15 protein-coding genes are annotated in these 17,718 nt (G+C 72.9%); 11 read left to right on the top strand and 4 right to left on the bottom strand.

Going from position 1 to position 17,718, the window contains the following annotated elements; genetic code table 11:
• Window positions 1–6: 6 nt before the first annotated feature.
• From ACFYST_RS30810 to ACFYST_RS30800, 3 genes are all read left to right on the top strand, one after another.
• Window positions 7–279, top strand: coding sequence for a WhiB family transcriptional regulator (locus ACFYST_RS30810; protein WP_014136066.1), 273 nt, complete (start codon window positions 7–9; stop codon window positions 277–279).
• Window positions 280–474: 195 nt separating this feature from the next.
• Window positions 475–4,314 (top strand): glycosyltransferase, encoded by a 3,840-nt coding sequence (locus ACFYST_RS30805; protein WP_387867074.1) that lies wholly within the window; start codon window positions 475–477, stop codon window positions 4,312–4,314.
• 6 nt (window positions 4,315–4,320) lie between these two features.
• Window positions 4,321–5,976 carry a DUF5719 family protein gene (locus tag ACFYST_RS30800; protein ID WP_387867071.1) on the top strand — a complete coding sequence of 552 codons (1,656 nt, stop codon included), beginning with the start codon at window positions 4,321–4,323 and terminating at the stop codon, window positions 5,974–5,976.
• Between the two features lie 35 nt (window positions 5,977–6,011).
• Here ACFYST_RS30800 and ACFYST_RS30795 read toward each other — a convergent pair whose 3' ends face one another.
• Window positions 6,012–6,458: a metallopeptidase family protein gene (locus ACFYST_RS30795; protein ID WP_387867069.1), complete on the bottom strand. Its 447-nt coding sequence runs from the start codon at window positions 6,456–6,458 to the stop codon at window positions 6,012–6,014.
• A gap of 34 nt (window positions 6,459–6,492) precedes the next feature.
• Here ACFYST_RS30795 and ACFYST_RS30790 point away from each other — a divergent pair, with 34 nt between their 5' ends.
• From ACFYST_RS30790 to ahcY, 6 genes are all read left to right on the top strand, one after another.
• A complete protein-coding gene (locus ACFYST_RS30790; protein ID WP_387867068.1) occupies window positions 6,493–6,951 on the top strand; it encodes a DUF3499 domain-containing protein in 459 nt (152 codons plus the stop codon).
• A 119-nt stretch (window positions 6,952–7,070) separates the two neighbouring features.
• Window positions 7,071–8,459: a phosphomannomutase/phosphoglucomutase gene (locus ACFYST_RS30785; RefSeq protein ID WP_387645026.1), complete on the top strand. Its 1,389-nt coding sequence runs from the start codon at window positions 7,071–7,073 to the stop codon at window positions 8,457–8,459.
• A 124-nt stretch (window positions 8,460–8,583) separates the two neighbouring features.
• A complete protein-coding gene (locus ACFYST_RS30780; protein ID WP_100590227.1) occupies window positions 8,584–8,766 on the top strand; it encodes a Trm112 family protein in 183 nt (60 codons plus the stop codon).
• A gap of 33 nt (window positions 8,767–8,799) precedes the next feature.
• Entirely contained in the window at window positions 8,800–9,966 is a 1,167-nt protein-coding gene (locus ACFYST_RS30775) for an SIS domain-containing protein (RefSeq protein ID WP_387867066.1), read from the top strand.
• Between the two features lie 67 nt (window positions 9,967–10,033).
• The gene (locus ACFYST_RS30770; RefSeq protein WP_387867065.1) at window positions 10,034–11,008 is read left to right on the top strand and encodes a cation diffusion facilitator family transporter; all 975 of its coding nucleotides are present in this window, start codon (window positions 10,034–10,036) and stop codon (window positions 11,006–11,008) included.
• A 194-nt stretch (window positions 11,009–11,202) separates the two neighbouring features.
• Window positions 11,203–12,651, top strand: coding sequence for an adenosylhomocysteinase (gene ahcY, locus ACFYST_RS30765; RefSeq protein ID WP_387644945.1), 1,449 nt, complete (start codon window positions 11,203–11,205; stop codon window positions 12,649–12,651).
• Window positions 12,652–12,723: 72 nt separating this feature from the next.
• Here the strand turns inward: ahcY and ACFYST_RS30760 are convergent, their stop codons facing one another.
• Window positions 12,724–13,734 (bottom strand): hypothetical protein, encoded by a 1,011-nt coding sequence (locus ACFYST_RS30760; RefSeq protein ID WP_387867063.1) that lies wholly within the window; start codon window positions 13,732–13,734, stop codon window positions 12,724–12,726.
• Window positions 13,731–14,243, bottom strand: coding sequence for a SigE family RNA polymerase sigma factor (locus ACFYST_RS30755; protein ID WP_387867061.1), 513 nt, complete (start codon window positions 14,241–14,243; stop codon window positions 13,731–13,733). The genes ACFYST_RS30760 and ACFYST_RS30755 overlap by 4 nt, the downstream gene beginning before the upstream one ends.
• A 108-nt stretch (window positions 14,244–14,351) precedes the next feature.
• Here ACFYST_RS30755 and ACFYST_RS30750 point away from each other — a divergent pair, with 108 nt between their 5' ends.
• The gene (locus ACFYST_RS30750) at window positions 14,352–14,969 is read left to right on the top strand and encodes a hypothetical protein (protein WP_387644952.1); all 618 of its coding nucleotides are present in this window, start codon (window positions 14,352–14,354) and stop codon (window positions 14,967–14,969) included.
• A gap of 9 nt (window positions 14,970–14,978) precedes the next feature.
• Here the strand turns inward: ACFYST_RS30750 and ACFYST_RS30745 are convergent, their stop codons facing one another.
• A complete protein-coding gene (locus ACFYST_RS30745) occupies window positions 14,979–16,064 on the bottom strand; it encodes an RDD family protein (protein ID WP_387867058.1) in 1,086 nt (361 codons plus the stop codon).
• A 239-nt stretch (window positions 16,065–16,303) separates the two neighbouring features.
• Here ACFYST_RS30745 and ACFYST_RS30740 point away from each other — a divergent pair, with 239 nt between their 5' ends.
• Complete coding sequence (locus ACFYST_RS30740) at window positions 16,304–17,308, top strand: stage II sporulation protein M (protein WP_387644956.1); 1,005 nt, start codon at window positions 16,304–16,306, stop codon at window positions 17,306–17,308.
• Window positions 17,309–17,718: the final 410 nt, after the last annotated feature.

Here is a 17,718-nt window from a genome sequence, read left to right as displayed (position 1 = left end):
GCCAGAATGAGCGAGCTCTTTGAGCTGTTGATCGGTGAGGGCATCGAGGAAGACGAAGAGGAACTCGGCTGGCAGGAGCGCGCGTTGTGCGCCCAGACCGACCCCGAGTCGTTCTTCCCCGAGAAGGGCGGATCCACCCGGGAGGCCAAGAAGGTCTGCCTGGCGTGCGAGGTCCGCGCCGAGTGCCTGGAGTACGCCCTCGCCAACGACGAGCGGTTCGGCATCTGGGGCGGTCTCTCCGAGCGCGAACGCCGCCGTCTGAAGAAGAGTGCGGTCTGACCTCCCCGCAGACCTCACCCGTGTCGGCGCCTCACCACCAGGTGGGGCGCTTTCGCATTCCCGCAACATCCGGGCCGGCGGCGCCGATACCCGTTGCACCGTCTCTTCACACCACCCGGGACAACCGGATCGCCCGGAGCCGTTAGTGTGGTGCGTCATCTGCCGTCAAACCCGAACCGGTGGTCCGCGCACCCGATGACTGTCTACAGCCACCAGAGCGGCTTCTCCGCTGCCAGGCCTCCCGCCTACCCGCGCCATCTGGTCACGGCGGTGATCGTCTCGCACGACGGCGCCCGCTGGCTGCCCCAGGCGCTCGCCGGGCTGCTCGGCCAGGACCGGCAGGTCCAGCGCATCCTCGCGGTCGACACCGGCTCCACCGACAACTCCCCACAGCTGCTCGCCGACACCCTCGGCGACTGGCTCCCCGACAGCGGCCCGCAGGTCCTCGGCCGCCGGGTCGGCTTCGGCCGCGCCGTCGGCGAAGCCGTCTTCAACAGCCCGCCGCTGCGCCCCGAAGACCTCACGTACAGCCTCGACCCGTCCGGCTACGACCCGGTCACCGGCGGCTGGGACGACTTCGGCGACCCGCTCGCCCACGAGGACGACCTCGGCCGCGGCGGACCGCGCGAGACCAAGCCGGTCGAATGGCTCTGGCTGCTGCACGACGACTGCGAACCGCAGACCGACGCCCTGCGCCGCCTGCTCCAGGTCGCCGACTCCACCCCGACCGCCGCCGTGGTCGGCCCCAAGCTCCGCTCCTGGTACGACCGCAGGCAGCTGCTCGAAGTCGGCGTCACCATCGCCCGCTCCGGCCGCCGTTGGACCGGACTCGACCGCCGCGAGCAGGACCAGGGCCAGCACGACCAGGTCCGCCCGGTGCTCGCCGTCTCCACCGCCGGCATGCTGGTGCGCCGCGACGTGTTCGAGGAACTCGGCGGATTCGACCAGGCGTTGCCGCTGATGCGCGACGACACCGACTTCTGCTGGCGGGTCAACGCGGCCGGCCACCGGGTGGTGGTCGCCCCCGACGCGGTGCTCCGGCACGCCGAGGCGGCCAGCCGCGAACGCCGCGCCATCGACTGCGGCCCCGCCCACCCGCACCGGGTCGACAAGTCCGGCGCCGTCTACACCCTGCTCGCCAACTCCAAGGGCGCGCTGTTCCCGTACGTCCTGCTCCGGCTGATCATCGGCACCCTGCTGGGGGTGATCGTCAACCTGGTCGGCAAGGACCCGCGGAAGGCGTACGACGAGATCGCCGGTCTCGGCCACGAACTGCTGCGCCTGCCGCGGCTGATGGCCGCCCGCGCGCGCCGCCGCAAGACCCGCTCGGTCGACTCGCTGGACGACCGCACCCTCTTCCCCGCGCCCGGCGCCACCGCCCGGCTCGCCGTCGAGAACGTGGTCGGCTCGCTGGGCATCGGCGGCGCCGACGACGCCGGTGCCGGCCGGCACGGCTCCGTCGAGTCCGGGCCCGGCGAGGACGAGACCGACGACCTGGTGGTCGAACAGTTCGCGCTGATCAAGAAGCTGATGCGGCGGCCCGCCCCGGTGCTGTTCGCCGCGCTGCTGCTGTTCTCCCTGGTCGCCTGCCGCAACCTGATCGGCTCCGGCTTCCTGCAGGGCGGCGCGCTGCTGCCCGCCAGTGACGGCGCGGCCGGGCTGTGGAACATGTTCGCCGACCCCTGGCACCCCGTCGGCACCGGCTCCACCGCCGCCACCCCGCCCTACCTCGGCGTGCTGTCCATCCTCTCCTGGGCGCTGTTCGACCACGCCGACCTGGCGATCACCCTGATCGTGGTGCTGTCCGTGCCGCTCTCGGCGGTCGGCGCCTACCTGGTCTCCCGGCCGCTGATCGGGTCCAAGCTGGTCCGCGCCTGGGCGAGCGCCACCTACGCGCTGCTGCCCGCCGCCACCGGCGCGCTGGCGCAGGGCCGGATCGGCACCGCGGTGCTCGCCGTGCTGCTGCCCCCGCTGGCCCGCGCCGCCGCGATCACCGCCGGCCTCGGCATCCGCAAGGAGACCGCCGCCAAGGGCGCCCGCCCCGGCTGGCGCTCCGCCTGGATGACCGTGCTGCTGCTCACCGTCAGCACCGCCTTCGTCCCGCTCACCTGGGCCATAGCGGTGCCGCTCTGCGTGGCCGCGCTGGTCCACGCGGTGATCCGCGGCGGGGCGTTCGGCTCCGGTGTGCAGGCGGTGCGGCTGCTCGGCCTGCGCGTCCTGGTGATCCTCGGCGTGCCCGTGCTGGTGCTCGCCCCCTGGTCGGTCCAGGTCCTCATGCACCCGTCCCGGCTGCTGCTGGAGGCCGGCGTCCCCGGCTTCAGCGGCCCGGCCGCCGACCCGCTCGGCCTGGTGCTGGTCAACCCCGGTGGCGCCGGTGTTCCTCCGGTGTGGCTGTCGGCCGGCGTGGTGCTGTCCGCGCTCGCCGCGCTGCTGCGTGCCGACCGCCGCCGCGCGGTGCTCGCCGCCTGGGGCGCGGCCGCCGCCGGACTGATCTTCTCGGTGGTGGTGGCCGGTACCACCGTCACCCCCGCCTCCGGCGGTCCCGACGTCGCCGCCTGGGCCGGCCCCGCCACCCTGCTGGCCGGTGTCGCGCTGCTGGCCGCCGCCGCGATCGGCGCCGACGGCGCCAACGCCCGGGTCTCCGGCATCGCGTTCGGCTGGCGCCAGCCGGTCGCCGCGCTGGTGCTGGCCTTCGCCGTGCTGGCCCCGGTCGGCACCGCCGCCTGGTGGGCGATCGTCGGCGCCGACGGCCCGCTGCGGCGCGACGTCGCCGCGCAGGTCCCGGCGTTCATTGCGGAGGCCGGCGACACCTCCGACCGCTCCCGCACCCTGATGGTCAGCGGCGATGCCGAGGGCTCCGCGATCCGTTACGCGCTGGTCCGCGGCGCCGGCCTGACCACCGGTCAGGCCGAGGGCACCGTGGACGAGGCCGCCGACCAGCAGATCGGCAAGATCACCGCCAAGCTGCTGGCCGGCTCCGGCGGCGACCTGGCCCGCACGCTGGCCGGGTACGGCGTCAGCTACATCCAGGTCAAGGACCCGGTGATCGGCAAGGTCCGGGACGTCCTCGACACCACCCCGGGCGTGATCCGGCTCAGCCTGGACAACGGCGTCGGCCTCTGGCAGGTCACCGCCGTCCCCGGCACCCGGGCCCAGATCGTCAGCCCGGGCACCGTCCCGGTGGTCGTCCCGGCGGGCGCCCACGACATCTGGACCACCATCCCGGCCGGCCCGGCCGGCCGTCAGCTGCGGCTCGCCGAACAGGCCGACCCCGCCTGGCAGGCCACCCTGGACGGCAAGCCGCTCACGGCCGTCACCGTGGACGACTGGGCGCAGGGCTTCGAGCTGCCCACCCAGGGCGGCCGGCTGGAGGTCACCCGCAGCGGCAGCCTGCTCCACACCGGCTGGGTCTGGGCGCAGCTCGCGCTCGGCGTGGTCGTGCTGGTGCTGGCACTGCCCGGCCGCCGCAACCACAACGACGACGACCTGCCGGAGGAGGTGGTGGCCGCCCAGACCCTGGCCGCCGCCGCCCAGGCCCAGGCCCCCGCCCCCGGCAGCCGCCGGGCCCGCCGGCTCGCCGAACGCGGCGAGGGCGAGGACCAGCAGGCCGAACCCGGCGTCTACGCCCCCGGCATCCCGCCCCAGCAGGCCGGCGAACCCGAGCCCGCCCCGGCCTACCAGGCCGAGCCCGAGCCGTTCGCCGACCCGTACCAGGCCGATCCCTACCAGGCGGACCCGTACCAGCAGCAGGGCTACCAGTCCGACGGCTACGGCTACGACTACACCCAGCAGCAGCCGGTCGGCGCGCCGTACCAGCCGGAGACGTACGACCAGTTCGGCCAGCAGCAGCCCGGCTACGGCTACGACACCCCGCCCGCCCAGGGCTGGACCGACCCGTACGCCGCCGGGTACCCACAGGAGGACGGGCAGCAGCAGACCTGGCTGCCCGAACAGCAGCAGCCCACCACCTACTACGACCCCAACGACCCCTACGGCGGCGGCCACCACCCGCAGCAGCCCGGGACGGGGAGCTGACCCGCGATGAAGAAGCCCACCCTGAAGGCCCCCAAGCTGAAGGCGCCCGACCTGAGCGCGGTCAAGGGCGGCAGCCGCACCGGCCAGTCACTGCTGGCCGGGGTCGCCGTGCTCGGCCTGGTGTTCGGCATCGCCGAACTGCGCGCCCCCGTCGCCCAGTCCAGCGGCGAGGCCGGCCAGCGCACCACCGCGCAGGTCGAACGCACCTCGCTGGTGTGCCCGATGCCGATGCAGGGCGCGGTCGGCTCGACCAGCCTGACCCTGTTCAGCCCCGAGGGCGGCACCGGCAGCGCGGGCACCGGCGTGCTCGGCGACGTCAGGCCCGAGAACGTGCTGGCCGCGCAGAACCCCGTCCGGCCCGCCGCCGGCCCCTCCGGCGACCCGTCCGGCCAGCCCTCGGGCCAGCCGTCCGACGCGCCGTCCGGCGGCCCCGGCAAGCAGGCCGGGGCGGCGTTCGACGCCCGGGTGACGCTCGCCAAGCCCGGCGTCCCGGTCAGCGGTCCGGCCGCCAACAACGACAACGCCCCCGGCGCCTTCGCGATCGCCACCGGCAACCTCGCCCCCGGCTTCACCGTCAGCCAGACCACCACCTCCGAGCAGGGTGCCACCGCGCTGTCCGGCGTCCGCTGCGCGCCCTCCGGCACCAGCTTCTGGTTCTCGGGCGCCAGCACCGTCTCGGACCGGTACGACTACATCACCCTGGTCAACGCCGACAGCCTGCCCGCCGTGGTCGACCTGCGCATGTACGGCGACAAGGGCCTGATCGACAACGAGCTGGCCACCGGCATCGCGGTCGCCCCCGGCACCTCGCAGTCACTCGCGCTCAACGGGTACACCAAGGGCGCGGTCACCGACCTCGCCGTGCACGTGGTCGCCCGCAGCGGCCGGATCGGCGCGGGCCTGCACGCCCGCGACGGCAACAAGGGCGCCGACTGGCTGGAGCCGTCCGCCGACCCCGCGACCAGCGTCACCATCCCCGGCATCCCCGCGGACGTCACCACCGCCCACCTGGTGGTGGCCACCGACTCCTCGGACGACGCCGACCTGAAGGTCCAGCTGTCCGGCAAGAACGGCTGGTACACGCCCGTCAACAAGGAGAGCATCCACGTCAAGGCCGGTATGACCGCCGTCCTGGACTTCCAGTTCACCCAGGAGACCCGGGACGGCGTCAGCGCGCTCCGGCTCACCCCGTCCGACCCCAAGCGCGCCACCGCCCCCGTGGTGGCCGGACTGCGGGTCGACCGGGAGAACAAGGGCAAGACCGAGGCCACCTGGCTGGCCGGCGGCGCCCCCGTCGGCCCCCGGGCCTCGATCGCCGACAACCGCGGCGGGCAGACCACCCTGATGCTGACCGCCGTCGACTCCGACGCGAAGGTCCGGGTCTCCTCCTCGGCCGGCGCCAGCGGCGGCACCCCCGTGACCAAGGAGGTGTCGGTTCCGGCGGGCACCACCGTCGCCGTGGACGGCATCGAACCGGCCGGCCTGAACGGGCCCTTCGCGATCACCGTGGAGACCCTGAGCGGCGGCCCGGTGATGGCGGCCCGTCAGCTGGCCACCAACGTCAAGGACATCCCCACCTTCACCACCCAGCAGCTGCGCGACGACCACGCCACCGTCCAGGTGCCGCAGGTCGCGGGCGACCCCGGCGTGGTGCTCAAGTAGCGCGCCGCGGCGAGGAGCAGCGGGCCCCCGGCCGGCTACTCCTCGCCGTACCGCGGGTCGATCGCGTCCGGCGACAGGCCCAGCAGCTCCGCGACCTGCTCGATCAGGATCTCGTGGACCAGCGCGGCCCGGTCCTCCTTCGACTTGGCGCGGATCTCCACCGGCCGCCGGTAGACCAGGATCCGGCTGCGCCGCCCCGCCCGCCCGGGAATCACCCGGCCGAGCGGCACCACGTCCGGCTCCGGCTCGCCCTTGACGGGCAGCGGCACCTCCAGGACGGCGAACTCCACGTCCTCCAACTGCGGCCAGCGCCGCAGCAGGCGCTCCATCGACTCCCGGACGTAGTCGTCGAAGAGCTCGGAGCGGGTCAGCGAAATGGGCACCTGCGGCGGGGCCAGTGGCCCGCGCAGGCCACGGCCGTGCCGGTCGCGGTGCCTGCGGCGACCGGAACCGGGCGGGGACGGGGGTGTTGAGCTGTCCATAGCAGTGTCGAGGGTAGTCCCTGGATGCCCGGAAGTGGACCACTCGAGCACGGCGCGTGACGGCACCGGGACACGCGAGCCGGGGGCGGGTCTTCGCGGCCCGGTCCCACTTGCGGTACCGTCCACCCTCGTGAGCTCTGTACGTCGTTGTTCGCGGACCGCGTGCGGCCGTCCGGCCGTGGCGACGCTGACGTACGTCTACGCGGACTCCACCGCGGTGCTCGGCCCGCTCGCGACGTACGCCGAACCCCACTGCTACGACCTGTGCGCCGAACACGCCGAGCGCCTGACCGCCCCGCGCGGCTGGGAGGTCGTGAGGCTGGCCGCCGAGACCAGCCCGCTGCGGCGCAGCAGCGACGACCTGGAAGCGCTGGCCAACGCGGTGCGCGAGGCCGCCCGCCCGCAGGAGCGGACGTCCCGTCAGAGCCCGCCGCCGGACGGCGAGTCCGGCCGCCGCGGCCACCTGCGGGTGCTGCGTTCCCCGGACAACTGACCGGCCCCGCACCGGCCTGACACCTGAGGTTCCCCGGAGCCGGGTACGCTGCCCATCTGCGGCTCGGACGGCGCGTCCGGTATGCGCGCAGCACATCGCAGCACACACACGGGAGCATTCTGGTGCGGGACCTCAAGCAGCTTGTGAAGGCGTACGACGTCCGGGGCGTCGTGCCGGACCAGTGGGACGAGTCGCTGGCGTACGCGTTCGGTGCGGCCTTCGTCGAGGTGATCGGCGGCAACGCCGTCGTGGTCGGCCACGACATGCGCCCGTCCTCGCCGTCGCTGTCCCGCGCGTTCGCCGAGGGCGCTGCCTCGCGCGGCGCCGACGTGGTCGAGATCGGCCTGTGCTCGACCGACCAGCTGTACTACGCCAGCGGCAGCCTGGACCTGCCCGGCGCGATGTTCACCGCCTCGCACAACCCCGCCCAGTACAACGGCATCAAGCTGTGCCGGGCCGGCGCCGCCCCGGTCGGCCAGGACACCGGCCTGGCCGACATCCGCGAGCTGGTCGAGTCCTGGCTCGACGAGGACGGCAAGGTGCACGTCCCGGCCTCCGACGCCGTCACCGGCACGCTGTCGGCCAAGGAGACCCTGGACGGCTACGCCGCGCACCTGCTCAAGCTGGTCGACCTGACCGCGATCCGCCCGCTGAAGGTCGCCGTCGACGCCGGCAACGGCATGGGCGGCCACACCGTGCCCACCGTGTTCGACGGCCTGCCGCTGGACGTCGTCCCGATGTACTTCGAGCTGGACGGCACCTTCCCCAACCACGAGGCCAACCCGCTGGACCCGGCCAACCTGGTCGACCTGCAGGCCAAGGTCCGCGAGGTCGGCGCCGACATCGGCCTGGCCTTCGACGGCGACGCCGACCGCTGCTTCGTGATCGACGAGAACGGCGACCCGGTCTCCCCGTCCGCGATCACCGCCCTGGTCGCCGAGCGCGAGATCGCCCGCGCCCAGGCCGCCGGCGAGGCCAACCCGACGATCATCCACAACCTGATCACCTCCTGGACCGTCCCCGAGGTGGTCCGCGACCTCGGCGGCGTCCCGGTCCGCACCCGGGTCGGCCACTCCTTCATCAAGCAGGAGATGGCCGTCACCGACGCGGTGTTCGGCGGCGAGCACTCCGCGCACTACTACTTCCGCGACTTCTGGCGCGCCGACACCGGCATGCTGGCCGCGCTGCACGTGCTGGCCGCCCTCGGCGGGCAGCAGGCGCCGCTGTCCGCGCTGACCGCGCGGTACAACCGGTACGCGGCCTCCGGCGAGATCAACTCCACCGTCGCCGACCAGGCCGCCGCCACCGAGCAGGTCCGCGCCGCCTACGCCGGCCAGGACGGCGTCACCGTCGACGAGCTGGACGGCCTCACCGTGGCCGGCCCGGACTGGTGGTTCAACCTGCGCGCCTCCAACACCGAGCCGCTGCTGCGCCTGAACGCCGAGGCCAAGGACCCGGCGAAGATGGAAGAGCTGCGGGACGGCGTGCTGGCCATCGTGCGGGCCTGACCGCACGGTCAGCCAGCCGCTGACTTTTCGGGTGCCCCGGCCGGTAGGGTTGCCACCGGCCGGGGTACTGCTGTGTCACCGGCCATCCGTACCGCGACACCCACAGATCCGGAGCCCGACCACCATGAGCCTGCCGTCCTTCCTGCTGGAGATCCTGGTCTGCCCGGAGTGCCGCGCGCCGCTCGCCGAGGAGACCGAGGGCGAGACCCACGAGCTGCGCTGCACCGGTGAGGCCTGCGGCCTGGTGTACCCGGTCCGCGACGGCATCCCGGTCCTGCTGGTGGACGAGGCCCGCCGCCCGTCCTGACCCTGCCCCGCCAGTCGCTGGAGGCCAGCCGCCATGTTCGACGACTCCCTGCTGGACGACCCGGCCGCCCTGCAGCGTGCCGACCGCCGACGTGAACTGCTGTCCCTGGCCGGGGCGGGTGCCCGGATCCGGGTCGCGCTGCGCCGCGCCGACGCGGCCGGCGTGAACGGGCTGAACCCCGAGGGCCGCCCGCGTGCGGTGCTGGTCGCCGGGCACGGCGGGGTGCTGACCGCCGCCGCGGTGCTGGCCGCGCTGGCGGTGCCCAGCTGCCAGGTCTGGCCGCTGCCGCCCGCCGATGCCCGCCCCGCCGGGCCCGCCTTCACCGACGGCGAGTCCTGGCAACTGCCCGGCTGGGCAGGCCCGTTGGATCTGGTGGTGCTGGCCAGTGCCGGCGGCCGCGAAGGCGGCATGATCAACCTGGCCGAGCAGGCGTACACCCGCGGCTGCGCGATCGCGGTGATCGCCCCCGACGGCTCGGAGCTCGCCGAGGCGGCCCTCCAGGTGCGCGGCCTGCCGCTGCCGTTCGAACCGAGCGCGGTGGAACCCGACGGCGCCGATGCCGAACCCGACCTGCCCGCCGAGGACCCGGCCGCGCTGTGGGCGGTGCTCGCCCCGCTGCTCACCCTCGCCGACCGGATCGGCGTCGCCCCGCTCGTCCCCGGCTCGCTGGAGGCCGCCGCCGACCGCCTGGACGAGGTGGCGGTGCGCTGCCGCCCCGACGCCCAGGCGTACGACAACCCGGCCAAGACGCTGGCCGGTCAACTCGCCGAGACCGTCCCGCTGCTGTGGTCCGACGGGGCCCCGGCCGCCGCCGCGGGGGAGCGGTTCGCCGCCGCCCTCGCCGACCGGGCCGGCCTGCCCGCGCTGACCGCCCGCCTCCCGCAGGCGCTGACCGCGCACCGCGGCATGTTCAACGGCCGCCTCGGAGCCGGCGCGGACCCCGACGACTTCTTCCGCGACCGGGTCGACGAGCCGGTGCCGCTCCAGCTCCAGGTGCTGATGCTCCGCCACACCCCGGGCGTCGCCGAACTCGAGGAGCCGACCTGGCCGGTGGCGCGCGCCCGCCGACTGGCGGCCGCCCACGAGGTGCGGATCACCGAGCACACCTCCAGCCTGGAGGACCCGCTACAGGCACTGGCCGAGCTGATCGGCCTGACCGATTTCGCGGCCGTGTACCTGGGCCTGGCCACCAGGAACTGACACGGTATCGTCCCTTCGTCAACCAAGGCCCGGCAAAGTTCGGGCCCTTGCGGAGGGAAGTACCGGGTTGAGTACCGAAGGCGGGACCAAGGCACTGGTCGCGGCACTGTCCGCGAACATCGGAATCGCGGTCAGCAAGTTCGTGGCGTTCGCATTCTCCGGCTCCTCCTCGATGCTCGCCGAGGGCGTGCACTCGCTGGCCGACTCCGGCAACCAGGTGCTGCTGCTGGTCGGCGGCAAGCGCTCCAAGCGGGCCGCCACCGAGGAACACCCCTTCGGGTACGGCCGCGAGCGGTACGTCTACGGGTTCCTGGTCTCCATCGTGCTGTTCAGCCTCGGCGGCATGTTCGCCATCTACGAGGGCTACGAGAAGATCGCCCACCCGCACGAGCTGGAGAACTGGTACTGGCCGGTCGGCGTGCTGGTGTTCGCCATCCTGCTGGAGGGCTGGTCCTTCCTCACCGCGTTCCGCGAGGCGTCCAAGGCCAAGGGCAAGCACGGCTGGGCGTCCTACATCCGCCGCGCCAAGGCCCCCGAGCTGCCCGTGGTGCTGCTGGAGGACAGCGGCGCGCTGGTCGGCCTGCTGCTGGCGCTGCTCGGCGTCGGCCTGACCGTCATCACCGGGGACGCGGTGTGGGACGGCATCGGCACCCTGTGCATCGGCCTGCTGCTGGTGGCCATCGCGCTGGTGCTGGCGCTGGAGACCAAGTCGCTGCTGATCGGCGAGTCCGCCGAGGCCGAGGTGGTGGCGCGGATCCGCGAGGCGCTGGTCGACCACGACACCGTCACCGGCGTGATCCACATGCGCACGCTGCACGTCGGCCCCGAGGAACTGCTGGTCGCCGCGAAGATCGCCGTCAACGCGGAGGACAGCGCCGCCGTGGTCGCCGAGGCCATCGACCGGGCCGAGGTCCGGGTGCGCAAGGCGGTGCCGATCGCCCGCGCCATCTACCTGGAGCCCGACATCTGGTCCGAGGAGAAGGCGCTGGCCGGACCGGACGCCGAGGCGACGCCGGGTGGTCCCGGCCCGAACGCCCACTGAGCCGCGTCCAATCGGTGTAGATTCGTCGGAGTGCCAAACGTCGCTGCTGATGGCGGTCGAGCGGAGCTCCGCTCCGGTCGAAGGAGAGAGGTCCTCCGACGGATTGTGCCGCAGCAGAGGGATGCCACCGCGCCCCTCTGCCGCTCAGCACACCCGTAACCAGGCCCATCCAGCTCATCCAGCGAGGAGTTCGCATGTCCACCCAGCCCACCGGCGACTACAAGGTCGCCGATCTCTCCCTGGCTTCGTTCGGTCGCAAGGAGATCCAGCTCGCCGAGCACGAGATGCCCGGCCTGATGTCGATCCGCGCCGAGTACGCCGAGTCCCAGCCGCTGGCCGGCGCCCGGATCACCGGCTCGCTGCACATGACCGTGCAGACCGCCGTGCTGATCGAGACCCTCACCGCCCTGGGCGCCGAGGTCCGCTGGTGCTCCTGCAACATCTTCTCCACCCAGGACCACGCCGCCGCCGCCATCGCGGTCGGCCCGAACGGCACCCCCGAGGACCCGCAGGGCGTCCCGGTCTTCGCCTGGAAGGGCGAGACCCTGGAGGAGTACTGGTGGTGCACCGAGCAGGCGCTGACCTGGCCGAACGGCCAGACCCCGAACATGATCCTGGACGACGGCGGTGACGCCACCCTGCTGATCCACAAGGGCGTCGAGTTCGAGAAGGCCGGCGCCGCGCCGTCGCCCGACACCGCGGACAACGACGAGTTCCGGATCATCCTGGAGCTGCTCAACCGCACCCTGGTCGAGACCCCGCAGAAGTGGACCGAGGTCGCCGCCACCATCAAGGGCGTCACCGAGGAGACCACCACCGGCGTCCACCGCCTGTACGAGATGCACCGCGACGGCAAGCTGCTGTTCCCGGCCATCAACGTCAACGACTCGGTCACCAAGTCGAAGTTCGACAACAAGTACGGCTGCCGCCACTCGCTCATCGACGGCATCAACCGCGCCACCGACGTGCTGATCGGCGGCAAGGTCGCGGTCGTCTGCGGCTACGGCGACGTCGGCAAGGGCTGCGCCGAGTCGCTCCGCGGCCAGGGCGCGCGCGTCATCGTCACCGAGATCGACCCGATCTGCGCCCTGCAGGCCGCGATGGACGGCTACCAGGTCGCCACGCTCGAGGACGTCGTCGAGATCGCCGACATCTTCGTCACCACGACCGGCAACAAGGACATCATCATGGCCTCGCACATGGCCCGGATGAAGCACCAGGCCATCGTCGGCAACATCGGCCACTTCGACAACGAGATCGACATGGCCGGCCTCGCCAAGCTCCCCGGCGTGGTGAAGACCGAGATCAAGCCGCAGGTCCACGAGTGGCGCAAGGAGGACGGCAAGACCATCATCGTCCTCTCCGAGGGCCGCCTGCTGAACCTCGGCAACGCGACCGGTCACCCGTCCTTCGTGATGTCCAACTCCTTCGCGAACCAGACCATCGCGCAGATCGAGCTGTTCGCCAAGACCGAGCAGTACCCGGTCGGCGTCTACGTCCTGCCGAAGCACCTGGACGAGAAGGTCGCCCGCCTCCACCTCGACGCCCTCGGCGTCAAGCTCACCACCCTCACCCAGGAGCAGGCCGACTACATCGGCGTCCCGGTCGAGGGCCCCTACAAGGCGGAGCAGTACCGCTACTGACGTCCCGCCCCCGTCACGCCGGTGCCCGGCACCCCCACCGCGGGGGTGCCGGGCACCGGCGCGTTCGCGGGCCTAGGGCAGCACGTCCACCGACCACTCGCGGTCGTCCGCGCCGCGCGGCACCACCCTGGTCAGCCAGACCTGCAGCTTGCTCTGCTCGTCCGACGCCGGATGCAACTCGTCCACGCACCAGCGCATGCCCTTGCCGGACGTGCAGAGCCCGGTGTCCCGCAGCGGCAGCGTGGCCTCCCCGGGGCCCTCCGGCACCGCCGACACCGTGACGGCGTGGCCGCCCCGCTCCTGCAGGCCCACCCGGGCCGTCCACAGGTCCGAACCGCCCACCGTGTGCCGCAGCGACGCCTGGGTCACCACCGCCTCCGCCGGCAGCGAGGAGAACGCGACCGGCATCGGCGGCGTGTACTTCCCCATCACCACCCCCGTCGCGACCCGCAGTGGCAGCTGCTGCCGGTCCGCCTCCGCCAGACCCGTGCTGTCCAGCTGGAACCAGCGCCCGTCCGGGCCGCGGAACCGCAACAGGTTCAGCGTCCTCGCGAACCCCGGGTCGCTCGACGTCATCCAGTACGCCTCCTGCCCGTTCACCGGCGGCGCGTCCACCCGCACCCCGTCGCCCGGGCCCAGCAGCGGGTCCACCAGCGGGGTCACCCCCACCGGGAACGCGGTCAGCGTGAAGTGCGGCCCGGCGCCCGTGGCCACCACCTCCACCCCGGCCGAGCTCGACCGGAACTCCACCTCCGTCACCTCGGCCGGCAGCCAGCCGAACCGGGCCGGCACCGTCAACACCGTGTGGCCGGGCACCGGCGCCGGCCACCCGGCACCCCGATCCGTCGGCCGGGCGGACGGATCCCACCCGTCCCCGTTCCCGCCCAGCAGCGTGAACGACCCCGCCGCCAGCACCGCAGCAGCAGCAGCCGCCGCCACCACCGACCAGGACCGCCGCCGCAGCACCGCCCGGCCCCGCCGCACCGCCAGCGCCGGATCCACCCGCGACGGCGGGGCCGACACCTCCTCCGCGGCCACGAAGCGCGCCATTCGCACGGACAGCTCTTCCCCGTCCCCGGTCATGCCTCCGACCTCCCCGCCGGACGAAGCCGCACCGAACGCCGCAGCGCCCGCAACGCCCGCGAACTCTGGCTCTTCACATTGCCGCTCGAACACCCCAGCTCCTCCGCCGTCTGCTCGACCGTCAGATCGCAGTAGTAGCGGAGCACCACGGTGGCCCGCTGGCGCGGCGGCAACGCTGCCAACGCCTCCCGCAGGTCCAGCGACACCGCCAGATCCGCCTCCACCGGCGCCGGCCCCTCCGGTGGCCGCGCCGCCGGCCTGGTCCGCCGCCACCACGCGGTGCGCTGCTCCGCCAGGAACGCGTTCACCAGCACCGCCCGGGCATAGCCGTCCGGATTCTCCGCCCGGCTCACCCGCCCCCAGTGCAGATACAGCTTGGTGATCGACTCCTGCACCAGGTCGTCCGCACGATGCCAGTCCGCGCACAGCAGATACGCGACACTCCGCAACCAGACCGCCCTGGAGGTCACGAACGCGGTGAACTCCTCGTCCCGCGCCAGCTCCGCCATCTCCGGAGCCCCTCCTCCCAGTGGACCGACGGCACAACCGCGCCGCCGACCCCCTGATGCGGCCCGCCCCCGCAAAGGTTGCATGCCGGATTACGTAGGCTTCCCCCCATGCCGAACGGCCGCTACACCCTCCACGACCCGCACGACGGAACCCCGCTCGGCGAGGAACGCTTCCAGTGCGCCCCCGGCCCGGCCGGCTGGCGCTACGTCGCCAAGAGCTACCGTCCCGACGGCACCGTCCTCGGCACCACCGACCTCACCCTGGACGCCCGCCACCGCCCGATCCGCGTCGAACTCCGCAGCGGCGGCTGGCAGGTGCGCGGCGGCGCACTCGACGGCGTGCACTGGGTCCGGGCCGCCGCCGACCCCGCCACCTCCGACGCCGTCGAGGGCGAGGACCGGGCCCACGCCTTCACCGGCGACTCGCCCGCGTTCCTGATCGCCACCGCGCGGCTGCTCGACCTCGACCCCGGCAGCAGCGCCCGGATCCGCCTGGTCTCCTTCACCGGCCAGGCCCTCGCCCCCCGCACCCTCGACCAGAGCTGGCAGCTGCTCACCGTCGAGGACCACCCCACCGACACCGGACCGCTCCCCGTCGAGCACTACCGGGTCACCGACCTCGAAACCGGCGAACTCCGCGACGTCCACCTCACCGGGGACGTGCTGCTCGCCGCCCCCGGCATCGACCTCGAAGAACTCGACAGCCCGCCCAACCCCCGCCGCTGACCGCTCCGTTCACGCCGGCGGCGCGAACCCGCCGCCGCCTTCGCCGGCGGGCGGCTGGGAGGGCAGCGGGGGCGCCGCAGGTGCTGCGGCCTTCGCGAGGGGGACGGGCTGCCCGGTTGGGACCGGGGGAGCCGCGGGGGCCGGGGGAGCGGCCTCCGCGGGCTGCGCCTGCTGCGGGACGCCGAGCATCCGCACCGGTTTCCCGTTCGGCTGCTGCGGCGGGCCCACCGGGGCCGGACCGGCCTGCGCCGGAACCGGCATGCCCGTCGGAACCGGCATGCCCGTCGGAACCGGCATGGGCACCGGCGCCCCGTACATCGGTGCGCCGTACGCCGCCGGGGCCGCCTTCTCCCACTCGCGGCGCTGGCGTTCCATCGTCACCGCGCCCAGGTACGCCATCGGCGGCAGGCCCTGCGGCACCGACCAGCCGATCCGTTCGGCCAGATCGGCGGCCAGCCGGTCCGCCAGACCGGTTGCCACCGGCTGGTCCAACTCACGCATCCGGCTGAGCAGTTGGCGGATCGAAAGCCACAGGCTGTCCGGCACGCCGGACAGGTCCAGCGCCACCAGATCGGCCCCCAGCATGTGCATCACCTGCGGCGGCACCGGCGGCACCATCCCGTGGCCGCTGGCGCTCTGCGGCAACCGCTCCCGGATCACCAGCGTCCCCGCGAAGATGTCGCCCAGCCGGCGCCCCTGCTCCGAGAACAGCGACACCACCACGGCCGGCATCGCCATCAGACCGAAGTCGATGACCCCCACCAGCCCGCGCACCAGCGCGTGCCGGAAGCGGATCGGACCACCGTCCGTCCGCACCACCCGCAGCCCCAGCGCCGCCTTCCCCACCGACCGTCCGCGTGACAGCGTCTCCACCATCACCGGCAGCAGCACCGTGAAGAACACCATCAGCGCGATCACGAAGGCGTCCCCCGCCGCCCCCTCCATCGCGGACAGCCCGAAGAGCATCGCGATCCCGCAGAGGAAGTACCCCATCATGTAGACCACTGCGTCCAGCAGCCGGGCCAGGGCCCGTGACGGCAACCTCGCCGCCCGCAGCCCCAGGACGACCGCCTCACCGGTCACCAGCTCGCTCACGCCACCCACCTGTTCCGCTCCCGGGCGCGCCGGACGACCCACGTCGCGCGACCCGCCCCCCTCGATCAACAGCGGCAAACATACGGCTGCCCACCCCCGCCCGGTAACCCCGGGAGCCGCATCCGATATCCCCCGACGCGCCACGCGCCGCCTCTGGCATGCTGAGCCCCGCACCGCCCCGGCCGCACACCAACCAGTGCCCGCCGTCCTGCCCCGCCGCGCACCCGGAGAGAGCCGCAATGGACCTGGACGTCTTCGTCGCCGCCCACCAGGCGGAATGGCACCGGCTGGAGATACTCAGCGGCCGCCGCCGACTCACCGGCGAGGAGTCCGACGAGCTGATCACCCTGTACCAGCGCGCCACCAGCCACCTCGCCCAGGTCCAGGCCGCCGCCCCGCACCCCGGCCTGGAGGGCCGTCTCACCACACTCGTCGTCCGCGGCCGCAACGCCGTCGCCGGCGCCCGCAGCTCCTCCTGGCGCGACGCGGCCCGCTACTTCACCGTCAGCTTCCCCGCCGCGCTGTACCGCTCCCGCCGCTGGTGGCTGACCATCGGCCTGGTCTTCTTCCTGCTCAGCGCCCTGCTCGCCTGGTGGATCGGCACCAGCCCCGAGGTCCGCAACTCCCTGATCCCGCCGGACCAGCTGAACGAGCTCACCAAGCCCGGCGGCGAGTACGAGGCCTACTACACCGACCACCCCTCGGCGAACTTCGCCGCCAAGGTGTGGACCAACAACGCCTGGGTCACCGCCTACTGCCTGATCTGCGCGGTCGTGCTCGGCATCCCGGTCATCCTCATCCTGCTCACCAACATGATCAACCTCGCCGCCGGCCTCGGACTGATGGCCTCCGCCGGCCGCCTCCCGCTCTTCCTCGGCCTGCTCATCCCGCACGGCCTGCTCGAACTCACCGCCGTCTTCGTCGCCGCCGGCCTCAGCCTCCGCCTCGGCTGGACCGTCATCGACCCCGGCCCCCGCACCCGCACTGTGGCCCTCGCCGAGGAAGGCCGCGCCGTCATCGGCTCGGTCATCGGCCTCACCGCCGTCCTCCTGGTCACCGGAATCATCGAAGGCTTTGTCAGCGGCTCCGCCCTCCCCACCTGGCTCCGGGTCGGCATGGGCCTCACCGTCGAAGCCCTCTTCCTCGTCTACGCCCTCGTCCTCGGCAAGCGCGCCGCCGCCGCCGGCGAGCTCGGCGACGTCGAGGCCGCCGACCGCACCGACCACCAGCCGATGGCCGCCTGACCCACGGCGTGCCTGGTCAGGGGCGCGGTTTTAAACCTGGTAGCCTGTTGATCACCCCGAGGGATCATTGACTTGATCTTTTCGTGTCAGTAGGTTTGAACGGTTGGGCGCGATTGGACTTACGGTCCGCCCGGGCGTAGGGTCTACGACATCGCAGGAACAAGGTGGGCGCCCGAGAGGGTGCAGAACCGGTTCCGGCGAAAAACCCCGAAGCAGAGCAACGCAGAACCTTTGATAAGGTCTGTAGCGAAGTCGAAGGAATTCCCACTTCAGCGGGAATCGAAAATCGGATCGAATGAAACTCCGGAAAACGGGGCGGAAAACATCTGATAAGCTGAGAACACGAAAGAACGAAGCGCCCGGAGGGCCTGCTGGAAGGCAGACCGAAGGAAGTGTCCGTTCCTTGAGAA

Origin of the sequence: Kitasatospora sp. NPDC004614 (genome assembly GCF_042873675.1) — a bacterium.
In the GTDB taxonomy this organism is placed as follows: Bacteria; Actinomycetota; Actinomycetes; order Streptomycetales; family Streptomycetaceae; genus Kitasatospora.
Note: the sequence above shows the minus strand (reverse complement) of the source record. Positions and strands in the feature narration are given on the sequence as shown.